Source organism: Falsiroseomonas bella (genome assembly GCF_003173615.1).
GTDB lineage: Bacteria > Pseudomonadota > Alphaproteobacteria > Acetobacterales > Acetobacteraceae > Falsiroseomonas > Falsiroseomonas bella.
Genome location: NZ_QGNA01000002.1, coordinates 530,930 through 547,616, shown reverse-complemented (window position 1 = coordinate 547,616; position 16,687 = coordinate 530,930). Strand labels below are relative to the sequence as shown.

The 16,687-nt window shown below is 70.0% G+C and carries 11 protein-coding genes; 7 read left to right on the top strand and 4 right to left on the bottom strand.

Translation table 11 applies throughout. From position 1 onward, the window contains the following. The first annotated feature begins 6 nt into the window (after window positions 1–6). Together soxB and DFH01_RS10890 are read left to right on the top strand one after the other, a co-directional pair. Window positions 7–1,680 (top strand): thiosulfohydrolase SoxB, encoded by a 1,674-nt coding sequence (gene soxB, locus DFH01_RS10895; protein ID WP_109870451.1) that lies wholly within the window; start codon window positions 7–9, stop codon window positions 1,678–1,680. Continuing rightward, entirely contained in the window at window positions 1,681–2,415 is a 735-nt protein-coding gene (locus tag DFH01_RS10890) for a cytochrome c biogenesis CcdA family protein (protein WP_109870450.1), read from the top strand. Window positions 2,416–2,423: 8 nt separating this feature from the next. Here the strand turns inward: DFH01_RS10890 and DFH01_RS10885 are convergent, their stop codons facing one another. Further along, the gene (locus DFH01_RS10885) at window positions 2,424–2,984 is read right to left on the bottom strand and encodes a thioredoxin family protein (RefSeq protein ID WP_158287712.1); all 561 of its coding nucleotides are present in this window, start codon (window positions 2,982–2,984) and stop codon (window positions 2,424–2,426) included. A gap of 50 nt (window positions 2,985–3,034) precedes the next feature. Here DFH01_RS10885 and DFH01_RS28140 point away from each other — a divergent pair, with 50 nt between their 5' ends. Next, window positions 3,035–4,600, top strand: coding sequence for a fused MFS/spermidine synthase (locus DFH01_RS28140; protein ID WP_158287711.1), 1,566 nt, complete (start codon window positions 3,035–3,037; stop codon window positions 4,598–4,600). Continuing rightward, the gene (locus DFH01_RS28135; RefSeq protein ID WP_158287710.1) at window positions 4,597–5,043 is read left to right on the top strand and encodes a DsrE family protein; all 447 of its coding nucleotides are present in this window, start codon (window positions 4,597–4,599) and stop codon (window positions 5,041–5,043) included. Before DFH01_RS28140 ends, DFH01_RS28135 begins: the two co-directional genes overlap by 4 nt. A gap of 12 nt (window positions 5,044–5,055) precedes the next feature. Here DFH01_RS28135 and DFH01_RS10875 read toward each other — a convergent pair whose 3' ends face one another. Together DFH01_RS10875 and DFH01_RS10870 are read right to left on the bottom strand one after the other, a co-directional pair. After that, window positions 5,056–5,547: a GlcG/HbpS family heme-binding protein gene (locus DFH01_RS10875; protein WP_109870448.1), complete on the bottom strand. Its 492-nt coding sequence runs from the start codon at window positions 5,545–5,547 to the stop codon at window positions 5,056–5,058. Then, entirely contained in the window at window positions 5,544–5,918 is a 375-nt protein-coding gene (locus DFH01_RS10870) for a thioredoxin domain-containing protein (RefSeq protein WP_199231197.1), read from the bottom strand. Before DFH01_RS10870 ends, DFH01_RS10875 begins: the two co-directional genes overlap by 4 nt. A gap of 223 nt (window positions 5,919–6,141) precedes the next feature. Here DFH01_RS10870 and DFH01_RS10865 point away from each other — a divergent pair, with 223 nt between their 5' ends. The 3 genes from DFH01_RS10865 (at window position 6,142) to DFH01_RS10855 (ending at window position 8,424) form a co-directional block, all read left to right on the top strand. Then, the gene (locus tag DFH01_RS10865) at window positions 6,142–6,339 is read left to right on the top strand and encodes an FCSD flavin-binding domain-containing protein (RefSeq protein ID WP_109870447.1); all 198 of its coding nucleotides are present in this window, start codon (window positions 6,142–6,144) and stop codon (window positions 6,337–6,339) included. Window positions 6,340–6,404: 65 nt separating this feature from the next. Beyond that, window positions 6,405–7,673 (top strand): sulfite dehydrogenase, encoded by a 1,269-nt coding sequence (gene soxC, locus DFH01_RS10860; RefSeq protein ID WP_233256063.1) that lies wholly within the window; start codon window positions 6,405–6,407, stop codon window positions 7,671–7,673. Then, complete coding sequence (locus tag DFH01_RS10855; protein ID WP_109870446.1) at window positions 7,657–8,424, top strand: c-type cytochrome; 768 nt, start codon at window positions 7,657–7,659, stop codon at window positions 8,422–8,424. Before soxC ends, DFH01_RS10855 begins: the two co-directional genes overlap by 17 nt. Before the next feature lie 76 nt (window positions 8,425–8,500). Here DFH01_RS10855 and DFH01_RS10850 read toward each other — a convergent pair whose 3' ends face one another. Continuing rightward, a complete protein-coding gene (locus tag DFH01_RS10850) occupies window positions 8,501–16,345 on the bottom strand; it encodes a cadherin-like domain-containing protein (protein WP_109870445.1) in 7,845 nt (2,614 codons plus the stop codon). Window positions 16,346–16,687: the final 342 nt, after the last annotated feature.

The following is a 16,687-nucleotide window of genomic DNA, read 5'->3' as shown; positions in this document are numbered from 1 at the left end:
AGAGCGATGCTTTCACGTCGCGATCTGATGGCCGCCGGCGCCGCGCTGGCGGCGCTGGGCGCGCATGGGCCGGCACGCGGCCAGACCAGGCCGACCCAGGCGGACCTGCTGCGCTTCGACGCCGTCGGCCAGGTGACGCTGGTGCATGTCACGGACCTGCACGCGCAGCTCGTCCCGATGTATTTCCGCGAAGCCACGACCAATGTCGGCGTGGGCGAGGCGCGCGGCGTCGTGCCGCACCTCACCGGCCGGGCGTTGCTGGATCACTACCGCATCCCGGTGGGCAGCCCGATGGCGCATGCCCTGGCCTATGTGGATTTCGACCGGCTGGCGCGTGCCTATGGCCCGATGGGCGGCCTCGATCGCATCGTCACGCTGATCAAGGCGATCCGCGCGGAGCGCCCGGGGAACACGCTGGTGCTTGACGGCGGCGACACGCTGCAGGGCTCCTGGACCGCGCTGCAGACGAAGGGCGGCGACATGGTGGAGGCGCTGAAGGCGCTGACCGCGGATGCCACCACCGGCCACTGGGAATTCACCTACGGCGCCGACCGCGTGAAGGAGCTGGTGGCGGCCATGTCCTGCGCCTTCCTGGCCGGCAACGTGCAGGACACCGAGTGGAACGAGGACGTCTTCGACCATACGAAGATGTTCGAGCGCGGCGGGGTCAAGGTCGCCGTCATCGGCCAGGCCTTCCCCTACACGCCGATCGCCAACCCGCGCTGGATGATCCCGGACTGGGCCTTCGGCATCAAGGAGGACAAGCTGCGCGAGCGCGTGCAGGCCGCGCGCGACGACGGGGCGCAGCTCGTCGTGCTGCTCTCGCACAACGGCTTCGACGTGGACCGCAAGCTGGCCGGACGCGTGGAGGGGATCGACGTGATCCTCACCGCCCACACGCATGACGCGCTGCCCGAGGCGCTGCGCGTCGGCAATACGCTGCTCGTCGCCTCCGGCTGCCACGGCAAGTTCATCTCGCGCCTCGACCTGCGCGTCGAAGACGGGCGCGTGGTGGGGCACCGGCACGCGCTGATCCCGGTCTTCGCGGACGCCATCACGCCCGATGCCGAGACGACCGCGCTGGTGCAACGCCTGCGCGCGCCCTACGCGGCGGACCTCGCCCGCGTCGTCGGCCATACCGAGACGACGCTTTGGCGGCGCGGCAACCTGAACGGCACGATGGACGACGTGATCCTGGCGGCGCTGATGGAAGGCCAGGACGCGGAGATCGCGCTCTCGCCGGCCTTTCGTTGGGGATACGCGCTGCTGGCGAACAGCGACATCACGGCGGAGGATGTCTGGGCCCATACGGCCATGACCTATCCTGCCGTCTGGCGGCAGCGCATGACCGGAGCGCAGATCAAGACAATCCTCGAGGACGTGGCCGACAACCTCTACAACCCCGATCCCTACTACCAGCAGGGCGGCGACATGGTGCGCGTCGGCGGCATCGGCTGGACCCTCGACGTCGCGGCGCCGGCCGGGCGGCGCATCTCCGACCTCACCCTGCTCCGCACCGGCCGGCCCATCGAGGCGACGCGGGAATACACCGTCGCCGGCTGGGCCTCGGTCGCCGAGGGCGTGCAGGGCCCGCCGGTGTGGGAGGTGCTGATGGCGCATCTCGCCAAGGGCCCGGTGCGGCCGGTGCCGCACGAGCATCTGCGCCTGCGCGGGGCGTGAGTGGAGGTCGGGCTCGGCGCGGCGCTGCTCGGGGGGGCGCTCTCCTTCCTCAGCCCCTGCGTGCTGCCGCTGATCGTGCCCTATCTCGGCTTCCTCGGCGGGGTGACGCTGCGCGCGGCGCCGGGCGGCCCGGTCGCGGTCGTGGGCGACCGCGCGCGAGTGATGCTGGCCGCGCTGTTCTTCGTGCTGGGCTTCGCCAGCGTCTTCACGCTGATGGGCGCCACCGCAAGCGCGTTGTCGCGGCTCTTCGCGGACCACATGGATACGCTCGCCGTCGTGGCGGGGATCGTGCTGATCCTGTTCGGGCTGCACTTCGCGGGTGTGATGCGCATCGGCTTCCTGAACTACGAGAAGCGCATGCAGGTGCAGTCGCGGCCCGTCGGCCTGGGCGGCGCCTATGTCGTCGGGCTCGCCTTCGCCTTCGGCTGGACGCCCTGTGTCGGGCCGGTGCTGGCCGGCGTGCTCACCATCGCCGCGGCGCAGGACAGCGTGGCGGAAGGCGCGCTGCTGCTCTTCGCCTACGCGCTCGGGATGGGTGTGCCCTTCCTGCTCGCCGCCGCCTTCGTCACGCCCTTCCTCCGCTTCGTCGGGCGTTTCCGGCGCTATTTCCACGCGGTGGAGCTTGTGGTGGGCGGCCTGCTGATCCTGACCGGCATCCTGCTGCTGACCGGCAGCTTCCAGGCGATCGGCGGCTGGCTGCTGGAGCGTTGGCCCGAGCTGGGCCACTTCGGGTGAGCGCCGGCCTATCCCCTGCGCTGCCACCAGGCGCGGAACTGCGTGCCGTCGGCATAGGCGTGGTCCGCGACATAGGTGAACAGGCCGAGGAACTCCGGCTTGCGCATCAGCCCGTGCATCCGCGCGACCTCGATCTCACGGCCCGGACGCTGCGGCGCCTGCTCGGGGAAGAACAGCATCGTGGGCGTGAAGGTCACGCGCCAGCGCCGCGCGAGGGCGCGTTCCTCCAGCACCTCCCCGTCGAAATCGGTGACCGGGCGCGCGCCGTGCAGGTCGAGCTGCAGGATGCGGAAGCGCGGGCGGATGAAGCCCTCGATCTCGGACTGCGCCAGATGGTCCGTGTGCATCTCGACGCAGTAGGGGCAGCCGCGCTGCTCGAACACGACGGCGAAGCGCTGGCCGGCGGCGGTCGCTTCCGCGAGGTCCTCCTGCAGGTTCAGGAAGCTGTCCAGGAACCAGTCCTGCGTGAAGCCGTGGTCGGTGCGCACCGGCGCAGCGCGCGCGGCCGAGGACAGTGCGGCGGGCAGGGCAAGGCCAGCGGCGACCAGGTGACGGCGCGTGAGCAGCATGCGCATCTCCTCCGGAGGTCGCTGCATCGCGCCGGCGGAGGACGTCGTCAATGACTTTTCGCGGCAACGACGCGACGCGACCCCGTGCGCTTGGCGATGCCGCCACGATCCTGCTCGCCTCTGCGCTCGGCCTGGTCGTGGAGATCGTGGCGGGGCGCCTGCTCGCGCCGCATGTCGGCATGTCGCTGCACAGCTGGACGGCGATCATCGCCGTGGTGCTGGGTGGCTTCTCGCTCGGCCATTGGTGGGGCGGCAGGCTGGCGGAGGGGGATCGGCGCACGGGCCATCGGCGGCTCGCCTGGCTGCTCGCGGGCTGCGCCGCCACCTGCCTGCTCGCCGTGCCGGCGCTGCGTCTCGCCGCACCGGTCTTCGACGCGGAAGGCGTGCATCCGCTGGTCGCGATCCTCGGCCTTGCCATTGCCGGCTTCTTCCTGCCGAGCCTGCTGGTCGGCGCCGTCTCCCCCATCGTGACGAAGCTTGCGGTGGAGGAGGCGCGCGCAGGCGAGGTCGGACGCGTGCTCGGCCGGCTGTTCGCGCTGTCGGCGCTCGGCGCCATCGCGGGCACGCTGCTTGCGGGCTTCGTCTTCGTGGCCTGGATCGGTTCGACCGGGACGATGCTGGCCTGTGCGGCGGCCTACGGGCTGATGGCGGCGGGCCATGCCGTCGCGGCGGCGCGGCGCGCGCGGAGCATCGTGGCGTCGGCGGGTGTCGCGGCGGCGCTGCTGCTGCCGCTCGGCATCGGGCGGCTGCCGGCGCTCGCCAGCGCGTGCGACGCGGAGAGCGCCTATTTCTGCATCCGCGTGGTGGACATCGAGCCCGTGGTCGGCCAGCCGGCGCGGCTGATGGTGCTGGACCACCTCGCGCATGGCGCCAATGTGCGCGACGAACCGGGGCTACTCGTGCAGTCTTACCTGCACCTCGCAGACGAGATCGTCGCGCACCGAGGGCTGCCCGCCAGCCCCAGCGCCTTCTTCGTCGGCGGTGGCGCCTTCACGCTGCCGCGCGCCTGGGCCGCCGCGCATCCCGGGGGGCGCTTCACCGTCGCCGAGATCGATCCTGCCGTGTCCGCCGCCGCGCGCCGCGACTTCTGGCTGGAGGAAGGCGAGGCGCTGCGCATCGTCGCCGCGGATGGCCGCGTCGCGCTGCAGGCGACTGCGGCGGTGCCCGCCCATGACGTAATCCTGGCCGACGCCTTCCTCGACATCGCGATGCCGGTGCATCTCGCCACGCGGGAATGGCACCAGGCGGTGCGCGCGCGGCTGAAGCCGGGCGGCGCCTATCTGGCGAACGTCATGGAGGACAAGCGGGAGCCGCGCTTCCTCTTCGCCCTGGCCCGCACGCTCATGATGGATTTCCCTGTCGTCGAGGTCTGGGTGGAAATGGCGGAAGCCGAGGGGCGGCGCGTTACCTATCTGCTCCTCGCCTCCGACACGCCGACGCCGGCAGGACGGATCGTCAGCCGGAACGGCCCGTCGCGCGGCTGGGCGCGGCTGCCGGACGCGGTCGTGCGACAGCGCATCGCGGCCTCCGGCGTGCCGGTGCTGACGGACGACTTCGCACCGGTGGACCGGCTGATGACGCATCTGGTCTGGAGCAGGGAGGGGAGCGGACGATGAGGCGACGCAGACTTCTCGCGGGGCTCGCCGCGCTGCCGCTGATGGCGGCCGGCCGGCGGGAGACGGAACTGTCCGACCCGAAGCCTTCGATCGACGCGCCGCGGCGCATCGTGGTGTCGATCAGCGAGCGCGATCAGGATCGCGCCAACGCAGTGTTCTCGAACGTCATCAACATCCAGGGCTTCTACGGCCAGGACATGGTGGAGATCGTCGTCGTCGCCTACGGCCCCGGCGTGCGGCACCTGCTGAAGGAGGACAGCCAGGTGGCGGAACGCGTGGCGAGCCTGCAGGCCTATGGCATCGAGTTCCTGGCCTGCGGCGCCACGCTCGACACGCTCGGCTTGGGGCCGGAGGCCGTGCTGCCCGGCATCGCGGTGGTGCAGAACGGCCTGCCGGAGATCGTGGAGCGGCAGTTGCGCGGCTGGGTGCATCTCCGGCCCTGAGCGGGCCGGAGTTCAGAATGCCAGGCGATCCTCCACCGCGCTGATGCCGGCGCGCGCGCAGGCGTCGTCTTCCGCCCCGCCCGGTGCGCCGGAGACGCCGACGCCGCCGACGATCGAGCCGGCGGACTCGACCGGCACGCCGCCGCCGAGGAACACGTAGCCGGGGATGTGTCGGATCGCGCTGTTGACCTGCCCGGCCTGCGTCGCCGCGGAGAGCTCTTCCGTCGAGGTGCGGAAGCTGACCGCCGCGCGGGCCTTGGCCGCTGCCGTGTCCGGCGTGTGCGCGCCGGCCAGCGTGTCGCGCAGCACCACCTGCGTCACGCCGAACCGATCCACCACCGCGACCGCAATCTGGAAGCCGCGCTGACGGCAGGCCTCGAGCGCCGCGCGCGCGAGGTCGAGGGCGAGCGGCGGCGACATGACGCGGAAGGTCGCGAAATCCTCCGCGCGCGCGGTGCCGATCGAGGCAGCGGCCAGGACGGCCAGCAGAAGGCGTCGGGTCATCGTCTCTCCTCCCTTGCGGTTTGCGGCAGGCGGGCGATGAGCGCCTCCGCCTGCTGCCAGAAGAACAGGTCGGCCTGGTAGCCGATGATGCGTCCGATCTCCGCCTCGTCCTGGACGAGCACGAAGGTCGGCGTGAAGCGCCAGTTGCGCAGGAAGCCGAGATTGGCCGGGAGGCCGGATGCGACGTCCACGCGGCGCAGCGGCGCCCGTTGGCCCAGGTTCGACCGGTCCCAGGATTGCTGCCCGACTTCGCGGTGCCAGCGACGGCACCAGGGACAGTCGTGCCGTTCCAGCATGACGAGCGAGGCGGGCCCCTCGGCCGCAAGGCCGAGGCGGTGCGGCGATCGGGCAAGTGCACCGAAGCGCAGCATGCGTTCGTCCCCTCTATCGCTGCGCGGAATCATGCCGCCGCCAGCTTGCCGACGTCCATGCCGAGGAGGTGTTCGTTGCAGAAAAAGAAGTCGCGATCGAAGCGGAATAGATGACGATGACGGCGCGTCTCACTTGCGGTCGGCAGTGCATGGCGATCCTGCCTCGCGCCGCGACGGAGTGCGGCGAAGAAGGAAGAGGCGAGTGAGGAGGAGGCGTGTCGCCATGCTGCGAATTTTCCTGTTCGCGTCGGGCCTTCTTGCGGCGGTCGCCGCGGTGATGAGCCGCATCGCACAAGACTGCGGCGCAAGTCCGCGCAACCACGCTCCAGGTGCGACGACGGGCGAGCACCGCAGGCTCGAGGCGCTCCGCATCGATGGCTGGTACGAGAGCATCACGCAGGACATGTTCGCGCTGGCTTGAGGGCGGTGCGGCGGACCGGCGCAGATGCGCCGCCGGTCGCGAGAGACGAAGGAGGCCAGGCACTCATGAACAGGCCGGAGATGACGGCATCGCGACGCCGCCTGCTCGTCGCGGCGGGCGCCGGCGCGGCGCTCGGTGCGGCGGGAAAGGGGGCGCAGGCCGCGGGCAACCCCGACAACCTGCCGCCGAACCAGCCGGAATGGAGCCGCACCCTCGGCCCCGGCGTGATCGAGGAGGCCTATGGCACGCGAAGCCGGCACGAAACCGCGGCACGGCGCTACGTGCCCTGGCTGACGCAGGACCGGCAGTCCTCCGTCTCCTTCACGCCGCTCGCGGAGATGAACGGAATCATCACGCCGTCCGGCCTGCATTTCGAGCGGCACCATGGCGGCGTGCCGGACATCGATCCCTCCGACTATCGGCTGATGATCCACGGCATGGTGGAGCGGCCGCTGGTCTTCACGCTCGAGGATCTGAAGCGCCTGCCCTCCGTCAGCCGCATCCACTTCCTGGAATGCCCCGCGAATGGCGGCATGGAATGGCGCGGCGCGCAGATGTCGGGCGTGCAGTACACGCACGGCATGCTGTCCTGCTCGGAATGGACGGGCGTGCCGTTGAAGGTTCTGCTGGCCGCGGCCGGGCTGCGCCCCGGCGCCTCCTGGGTGCTGGCGGAGGGCGGCGATGCCAGCCACCTCGCGCGATCCATCCCGCTGCGCAAGCTGCTCGACGACGCGTTCATCGCCTTCGGCCAGAATGGCGAGGCGGTGCGGCCACAGCAGGGCTATCCGGCGCGCCTCGTGCTGCCCGGCTACGAGGGCAACATGTGGATCAAGTGGATCCGCCGGATCGAGGTGGGCGACCGCCCCTGGTTCACGCGCTGGGAAACGCGGACCTATGCCGACCTGATGCCGGACGGGCTCTCGCGCCAGTTCACCTTCGTCAACGAGGTGAATTCCTGCATCACCAATCCCTGCCCCGAGAAGTCGCTCCGCGGCCGACCGGGCTTCGTCGAGATCTCCGGCCTCGCTTGGTCGGGGGCGGGGCGCATCGCGCGCGTGGATGTATCGGTGGATGGCGGCGACACCTGGCGCACCGCGGAACTACAGGAGCCCGTGCTGTCCAAGGCCGTCACGCGCTTCCGCATCCCGTGGGAGTGGCAGGAGGGACGCCAGGCCTTCCTGCAGAGCCGCGCCATGGACGAGGCGGGCCGGGTGCAGCCGACGCTCGACACGCTGCGGCGGGTCCGTGGCGTCGAGAGCATCTACCACAAGAACTCCATCCACACCTGGCTGGTGGACCGCGACGGGACGGTGGCGAATGTCCAGATCGATTAAGGGCGCCGCGATCGCGGCGGGGATGGCGGTCGCGCTGGCTGGCGGAAGCGCGCTGGCGCAGCAGCAGCAACAGCCGGGGCGGGGCGCGCTCTACCGCCCCTTCGAAGCCCCGTCTGGCGAGCGCACGCGCGCCGACGTCGCCTGGCCCGCGCCGGGCGGCATCGCGCTGCCGCGGCCGATCCCGGGCATCGGGCGCGCCGCGACATCGCAGGAAATCGCAGGGTGGGACATCGCCGTGCGCGGCGACGGCCATAACCTGCCGCCTGGGAGCGGCACGGCACAGCAGGGCGAGGAGCTCTACGTGCAGCACTGCTCGGCCTGTCACGGCGACTTCGGCGAAGGACTGGAGCGGTGGCCGGCGCTGATGGGCGGCCGTGGATCGCTTCGCGGGCCTGAGGTGCGCCGCACGGTCGGCTCCTACTGGCAGCATGCGCCGGGGGTTTTCGACTACATCCGCCGCGCCATGCCCTATCCGGCGCCGCAGAGCCTGACCAACGACGAGTACTACGCGATCACCGCCTATGTCCTGTTCCTGAACGAGCTGATTCCGGACGACGCGGAGATGAATCGCGAGACGCTGCCGCGCGTGCAGATGCCGAACCGCGACGGCTTCGTGCTGGAGGCTCGGCCCGACACGCCGGACGAGGCCTGCATGACCAACTGCCGCCAGGGGCGCCCCGTCACGATGACCGGCGACAGCCGCCGCTTCGTCGAGCCCGGCTCCGGCTCCGGTTTCAGCGAGCCGCAATGACGAAGGAACCTGCGGAGGTGGTTCGGCGGCGGCGGTAGAGCGCCGCGCCGTTCTCAACAGGCCCGTCGTGGCGCCATCACACGACGATGAGCTCCGAACCGGACCAGTTCGCGGCGCCCCTCAGGTCGGCGATGAGTATCGGTGAGTTCAGGCCCTCGCCGTCTGCGTCCCAGCTCAGGGTGAAGTCGTCGGTGTCCCAGATGAACTGGCCCAGCCCGCCCTTCGCCGTTCCCGTCGCATTCGCCGCATAGCGTCCGGTGGCGACGAGGTCGGTGCCGGGATCGAGGCCGAAGCCGAGACCGGACACCGTGATGGTGTCCGCCACCCCGCGATAGGCGACGATGCGATCGCCGCCTTCGGACGCCGAGCCGTAGTGGTACGTGTCGGCATCACCCTCGCCGTACAGCGAGTCCGCGCCGAGGCCGCCGCGCAAGGTATCGTTTCCGGCGCGGCCATACAGCTTGTCGTCTCCTCCCCCGCCGTCGAGCGCGTTGCCAGCCGCATTCCCAATGAGGACGTTGGCTGCTGCATTGCCGGTGCCGCTTGCCGCGCCGGTGCCGACGAGCACCAGGTCCTCGACCTCCTCCTCCAGCGACCAGTCGAAGCGGCTTCGCACGGTGTCGCGACCTCCGCCCGACGCCTCGACGATGATGTCGCCCGGGTCGACCAGGTCGTACAGGTCGTTGCCTGCACCGCCCTCCATCAGGTCGGCGCCATCCCCGCCGTTCAGCGTGTCTGCATCGTCCCCGCCAAGGAGGCTGTCGGCTCCGCTGCTGCCGGTCAGCCTGTCGAAACCGGAGCCGCCTTCGAGCAGGTCGTTGCCTGTGCTGCCCAGCAGCGCGTCGTTACCGGCATTGCCGAACAGGCTGTCGTCGCCCGCGAGGCCGCTGATGGTGTCGTTGTCCGCACCGCCCGCGATGCTGTTGGCGCCGCCGTTGCCGGTCCGGATCAGGCCGGCGGTGACCGGCAGCAGCTCGAGCTGCGCCGCTGCGGCCACCGTCGTCGTCCCGTCGCTGACCTGGTAGGTGAAGTCCACGAAGCTGTCGTCGTCCGCCGCGCCGCGGAAGCTCCAGCCGCCGCCCGCCAGCGGCGTCAGCGTGCCGGAGGACGCGACGAGGTTCAGCACCGCCAGCTCGTCATCGTCCGGATCGCTCCAGCCGGCCAGGAGATCCGCGACGTTGATGGTGGTGAGGAAGTCCTCGGCGACCGGCGACAGCGCGATCAGCGCCGGGCCGATCGGCGCATCCTGCACCGGGAGGAGGTCCATCGTCGCGCTGCCGGGCACGGTCGCCGCGCCGTCGGTCACCAGGTAGGTGAAGCCGGCCGCGCCGTCGTCATCCTGCGCCGCCTGGTAGCTCCAGCGCCCCGCGTCGATCTGCGTCAGCGCGCCCGCGCCGGCGACGAGGTCCAGCACCGAGAGCTCCAGCCCGTCCGGATGGCTCCAGCCGGCCAGCAGCTCGGCCGCGGTGATCTCCCGCATGCCCTCTTCGAGCAGGCCGGGGAAGAGCAGCACGTCGGAGGGCCCGACCGGTTGCTCGGCGGCCTTCGTCAAGTCGATCGTCGCGGTGCCGGCGGCCGTGTCGGTGCCGTCGCTCACCACATAGGCGAGCGCAATGCCCCCCTCGTCGTCCGGCGCGCCGCGCACGCGCCACTCGCCACCGCCGAGGCTCTCCACCACCGCGCCGGGCGTCGAGGTGGTCAGGGCGACGACGGACAGCTCGATTGTGTCGATGTCGGTCCAGCCGGTCAGCAGCTCGGCGGCCGTGACGAAACCGTCGGTGTCTTCCGGCAGGGAGGGCAGCACGATGTTGCCGGGCCCGGTCGGGGCATCGTTCACCGGCACCACGAACAGCACCACGTTGCCGCCCGGCACTGTCACCGTGCCGTCCGAGACGTCGAAGAAGAACACGACGTTGCCGGCGTAGTCGGCCGGCGGCGTGTACTCCCACTCGCCCGGGCCGACCTCCTGCACCGTGCCGAGGGAAGCCGAGACGTTGCTCGCTGTCAGCGCGTCGCCCTCCGGGTCGATCCAGAGCGCAAGAAGATCGTCCGCGGTGATGGTGGCAGTCTCGTCCTCGTCGATCGCCGGCAGTCCGTAGCCGAGCGGCGCGAAGGGCGCGTCGTTCTCGGGCGTCAGCGGCACCTCGACGCTTGCCGCGACCACGGTGTTGCCGTCCGAGACACCGAAGGTGATGACCAGCGGCCCGACGAACTCCTGGCCCTGCTGCGGCGGCTGCGCGACGAAGATCACGTCCGCGCCGGTGTCGATGCGCACGAAGGGCCGCGTCGGCGAGGACAGGTTCACGACGGAGAGCGTGTCGCCGTCGGGGTCGCTCCAGTCCGCCAGCAGCGCGTTCTGCGAGAGAATGACTGCGTTGTCCTCGTCGGTCGCCGGCAGCACCACATGCAGCGGCCCGTCCGGCGCCTGGTTCACCGGCAGGACCTGCACCACGATCTCCTGCCCATAGGGCGGGCCGGCGGTGAGGTGCATGTCATCGGCATCCACCAAATCGAGGCGCAGCGTGCGCGAGGCGGCTGCCGTCGGGCTGGCGTTGCGGAAGGTCAGCGCCTCGATCAGCGCGTCCACGGCCTGCTGCGTGGCATCGCCGTTCAGCGTCACGACGAAGTCGCTGCCGCCGCTGCCGCCGGTTGCGGTGCCGATCGCCGTGCCGCCGAAGCTCACCACGCCGCCGACGAAGCCGATGCCGCCAAGCGCGCCGCCGTCGAGCACCGAGACCTCGTCGCCGGCGACCAGGCCGCTGACGACGAGCTGCGTGCCGTCGAGCGGGTCCGCGCGCGTGAAAACGACGCTTTCGTCCAGCAACGCCGGCGCCGCGCCTTCCTGCGTCTGCATCTGCGGGCCTAAGCCGGTGAGCGACGAGCCCTCGTTCACGTTCTGCACGACGATCTGGAACGTGCCGCTCGCGGAGAGGCGTCCGTCGCTGGCGTTGAGGTTGAACTCGAAGACGCCGCCGGGCGCGGCGGCCGGCAGGTTCTCGAAATCGGCCGGATCCTTGAGCCGCACCGCGCCGGTCTGCGGGTCCACCAGCAGGAAGCCGGAATCAAGGCCGCTGATGGACCAGGTGATGGTGTCGCCATCGGGGTCGGTGCCGATGGCCTGGAAGGCGATGTCGGTGCTGTTCTCGTTGACGTAGCCGATGGAGAGCGGCGCGTTGCCGATCGCCGGCGCGTCGTTGGTGGCGCGCACCGTCAGGGTGGTGCTGACGGTGGAGCCGGCCTCGAACTGCTGGCCACCCGGGCCGCTGTAGGTGAAGGCCAGCGTGCGCGTCGCCGTCGGCGAGTCGTCGCCATTGTAGAAGGTCAGGAAGTCGATCAGCTGGTCGACCATCGCCTCGGTCGCGTTGGCGCCGAAGGTGATGACGAAGTCGCTGCCGACGCCGCCCGTGGCCGTGGCGAAGGTCACGCCGTTCGACGTCACCTGGCCGGCCGCGTAGCTGATCGTCCCGGCACTCAGGATCGAGATGACGTCCGCCGTGTCCAGACCGCTGATGCGGAGCGTCGCGCCACCGAGCGCCGTGCCGGCAGTGAAGTCGGCGCCGCCGAAGAGACGCCACGCCGCCTGGCCTTCGGTGAAGGCCAGCGTTGCCGGCAGTGCGTCGAGGCGCGTCGGCTCGGCCTTGTCGGTCACGTTGACCGTCACGGCATAGACCGAGGCATTGAAGTGCGTGCCGGTTCCGGTCGGGTTGCCGTAATCCTCGAAGCCGACGGTGAAGCTGTAGCTGCCGTTGCGGTCGCGGTCTGCCGGTACCTCGAAATCCGGCGCGGCGGCGAAGCGGATCTCGCCGTCATCCTGGTCGATCACGAAGCGCGCTGCGTCGTCGCCGAACAGGCGCAGTTGCATGGACGCGTCGGGATCGGTGACGACGAAGCGATGCACGACGCCGGTGAAGCCCTCCTCCACGGCGACGACGACCGGCGAGGCCGGCACCGTCGGCGCCGGCGCATCATTCACCGGCGTGACCTGGATGGTGATGCTGGGCTGCATCGGCAGGTTGCGGAAGAAGCGGATCTCCCCGGCGGCGTTGCCGACCACCAGGTCGGTGAAGCCGTCCCCGTCCACGTCGCCGAGATAGGGGCGGGAACGGTCGCCCACATCGATGCCGCGGAACGGGTGGGGGCCGATCGGCGAATAGGTGCGCGGGGCGTTGATCTCAAACGTGCCCTCGCCCGCCACGTTGCGCCGCCAGCCGACGATCTGGCCATCGGCTGCGCCGGTGATGAAGTCGAGGAAGCCGTCGCCGTTGAGGTCGATGAACTGGATGCCGCGGTAGTCGGCCACCTCCTGCCCGGCAAAGGTGTTCGCGTTGTGGACGAAGGCGGTGCCGTTCCAGTCATAGGCGTGGATCGCCGTCGCCGTGCCGATGACGAGCTCGAGCGCGGCGTCCGCGTCCAGGTTCACCAGCGTGGCGGTGTTGTCGGTGTTGCCCGGCGCCGCGGCCGGATTCGGCATCGGGTTGCTGGCGAAGGGCACGAAGCCGGCTTCGGTGTTCTTCCAGGCATAGATGCCGGAGCTGCTGCCGACCACCAGGTCCTTGCGGCCGTCGCCATCGATGTCGCCGAAGGCCGGCGCGGCATTCTGGATGCCCGGCGGCAGCGCGATGCCGGCCAGCGGGTTGTCCGCATCGGCGATGCCGCGGAAGTCGTAGCCGACGAGCTCGGTGGGGATGGGCTGGTTGCGCCAGGTCTGCAGGAAGCCGAGCGTGGTGCCGTAGGTGACATCCAGCCGGCCATCGCCGGTAACGTCGAGCAGCGCGGGCGCGATGTTGCCGAAGCCCGTGGCGATGCCGAAGAAGGGGTTCGCGTCACCGGTCTGCTCCACGTAGCGGCGCCCGCCGGCCACGCCGTTCAGGCTGCCATCGGCGCCGCCGGGCATGTCGATCACCAGCGTGCGGCTCTGCTGCGGCGTGTCGGAGGTGTTCCGGAATGTCAGCGCCTCGATCAGCCGCTCCACGGCCAGCGGCGTCGCGAACCCATTCAGTGTCACCACCAGGTTGTTGCCCTGGCCGCCGGAGACGCTGCCGATCACCGTGGTGCCGAAGATCAGGTTGGCGCCGATCGTGGTCAGCCCGTCGCCGCTTGCGATCGCGACCACGTCGCCAGGTGCGAGGCCCGACACGACCATCTGCTGGTTCGCCACGGGCCAGCCATGCGTGAAGGAGACATCGGTATCGAGGCGGGTCGCGGCCGCCTGCTCGCTGGTCAGCAGGTTGGTGTTCAGCCCGGAGACGACCGACGTCTCAACCCGGTCGGCGATGGTGACGCTCAGCGGCGCCGATGCCGTGCTGTAGCCGTCGAAATACTGGATGGTGGCGAGATAGACGTTGTTGCCGTCGCTGTCGGTGGGCAGCTCGAAGTCCGTCGTCCCCACGAAGCGGATGAGCCCGTTGTCGGAGATCGTGAACCGTCCTGCGTCGTTCCCGGTGAGCGACCAGGGCTTGAAGAGGATCGGCCCGTCGGGATCGACGACGGATGCCTGGATCGCGATGAGGTCGCCTTCGGTGAAGGTGTAGGGGCCCGGCGGGATGACGATCCTTGGTGCGTCGTTCTGCGGCGCGACCTGGATCTCGACGCGCGCGCCCGGATTCGTCGTGTTCTTCCAGGCGCGAAGCGTGCCCTGCTCGTTGCCGACGATCAGGTCCGGCAGCAGGTCGCCATCCAGGTCCTGGAAGAACGGCCGCGCGCCGTCGCCGACGTCGATGCCCGCGAAGGGATTGGTGGCGAAGGGCGTGAAGCCGCCTGCGGCGTTGCGGAAAGCCTCGAACCGCCCCGCATTGTCGCCGACCACGAGATCGAGCCACCCGTCCAGGTCGAGGTCCACCAGCGCCGGCGCCGCGCCATTGTTGCCGTCCACGCCGGCCAGAGGATTGCTGGACCAGCGCAGGCTCGGCCGCAGCTCGCCGCCATTGATCAGCCAGGCGTCCTCATAGGTCACGAACTGGCGGAAGCCCTCCGCCGGCAGTGCGGCGCCGAAAAGAACTTCCACCTCTCGGGACGCGCGTTCCAGGAAGTCGTGGCCGAGGTTCTTGTAGACGAAGAACCGCCCGGCGCTGTTGCTGACCACCAGATCGGTCAGGCCGTCGCGATCGATGTCGCCGAAGGCCGGGACCGATCCCGCGCCGACATCCACCTGCTGCCGCTCCAGGAAGGTGCCGAGCTGTCGGCCGGTGAGGGCGCCGATCCACTGGTGCTGTGCGTAGGCGAAGGGGTTCGCGGCCCCGACCTGCTCCTGGTAGAGGTCGTTGGAACTGTTCACCTTGAACACCCGGAGCTGGCCGTCCGTGCCGCCGACGACGATCTCCGCCACGCCGTCGCGGTCGAGGTCCACCGCCGCCGGCGCGCTGCGCTCGCCGAAGTCGTACGGGACCCCGCCGGACTGCATCAGCGAATGGGTGCCGAAGGGCGGGAAGCCGAGCTCCCAGGCCGGATTGCCGCCGGTCGCGCGCAGCACGACGAGCCCGCCCGCGCCCTCGCCCAGGACGAGATCGGGCCGGCCATCGAGGCTCAGATCACCGCGCGGATGCACGAGGTCCACGCGCGCCGGCGAGGAGAAGCTGCCGACATCGATCCCTGCGAAGGGATTGGCGCTGCCGGTCAGTTCCGTGAAGGTCGAGGCGATGGGCCGGTTCGCCACGCCGCCGGTGACATCGGTGACCCTGAAGCTCAGGCTGCGGCTGAATGTCGGCGTGTCGCTGAGGTTCTGGTAGGTGACGTGGTCGAGCAGCGCATCCACGTCGCCCGGCGTCGCGATGGCTTCGAAGGTCACGCGCAGGTTGTTGCCCCGGCCGCCCGCGAAGCTGGCGATCAGGCTGCCGTCGCGCAGGATCGAGCCGGAGCCGTCACCCAGGTCGTCCACCAGGTAGCTCTGGCCGTCGGCCGAGAAGACCGGCACGAAGCTGACGGCATCCTCCGCCAGCAGGCCGGTGACGAGCAGTTCGCGGGGCTTGTCGCCGGCGGTATAGCCGATATCGGGATCGATCACCCGTGGCTGCGCGTTCACCGCGTTTTCGCTGAGTTCCAGCAGGCTGGTCAGGCCGCCGAGTCTCGCCGTCTCCGCCCTGTTCGTGACGGTGATCTTCAGGGGGAGAAGCTCGAAGCCCTGGGTCTGGCTGCCGCTCGCGTCCCTGGTCTCGACGAACAGCTCATAGATGTTGTCGCCATTGGCGTCGCGCGGCGTCTCAAAGTCGGGCGCGGTGCGGAAGCGCAGGAAGCCGACGGCATCCATCTCGAAGCGCGACGCATCCGGCCCGATCAGGCTGCGCGTGCCTGCCTCGCCCGTCTCCGGATCCTTGCCGAAGATGAACCCGCCGACTTCGCGGGAGCCCTCGGGCACGGTGTAGTTTCCGAAGTTCCCTTTCGTAGGCGCAGGAGCCCATACGACCGACGGACCGTCGTTGTAGGGCGTGACGTTGAGGATGGTGCTGAAGGAGCCCTTGTCGGTCTTCGGATCGTCGATCGAGACCGTGAGCGCGTGCTGTGCTGGCGGCGTGTCGCTGGTGCTGGCCAGTTCCAATCCCCTCACCACGCGGGTCACGAAGTCGGCCTTCCCGGACTCGACGACGTCCTGCAGGATCAGGGTGGCGGTCCTGACGCCGCCACTGGCACTCATGACGGCGAGCTTGCCCACGTTGTCGATGAACATCTCGCCGGGCGCGAGGCCGCTGATGGTGATCGTGACATCCACGGTCGAGTTGCCCAACTGGCCGGCGGTCGCCGCGCTGAACTGCGCGCCGCCGTTCAGGTAGGCGCCGTACTGGACCGTGACCCCGGCGAAGGGAAGCAGACCGCGGGGCTGACCGAAGAGGGTATCGGAGGGAGGGATCAGAGGATCAACTGGCGCGTTGAGCTTTTCCTCGTCCGTGGTGATCGCGCTCTGGACGCCGCTGATCCGAATGGCCACCATGACGCCGGACTCTCCCTTCGCGAGCGCCTGTTGCCGGCACCCCTCTTCACAGTGATGTAATCGGAAGGTTTACACAACGGTCGACCGAATACTGCGGCGCATCATCGAACCCGGCCGAAGAGGCTGTGCTGCATCGGCTATGCTTTGAACAACCTCAGCTTGCATCAATAACGACCGGCTCGCCTGCGTGCGTCGGACCCTCGATCACGCCTTTTCAGGATCCGCAGATGCCGGCGGGCGGGCCGGTGGGCGCGGCCGATCCACACGCAAGCGGTGCCGGCCCGCCGTGACGCCGACAAGGATCGCCTGCTCGCGCCCCGGGCCTCTCGAGCCTGCATCCCG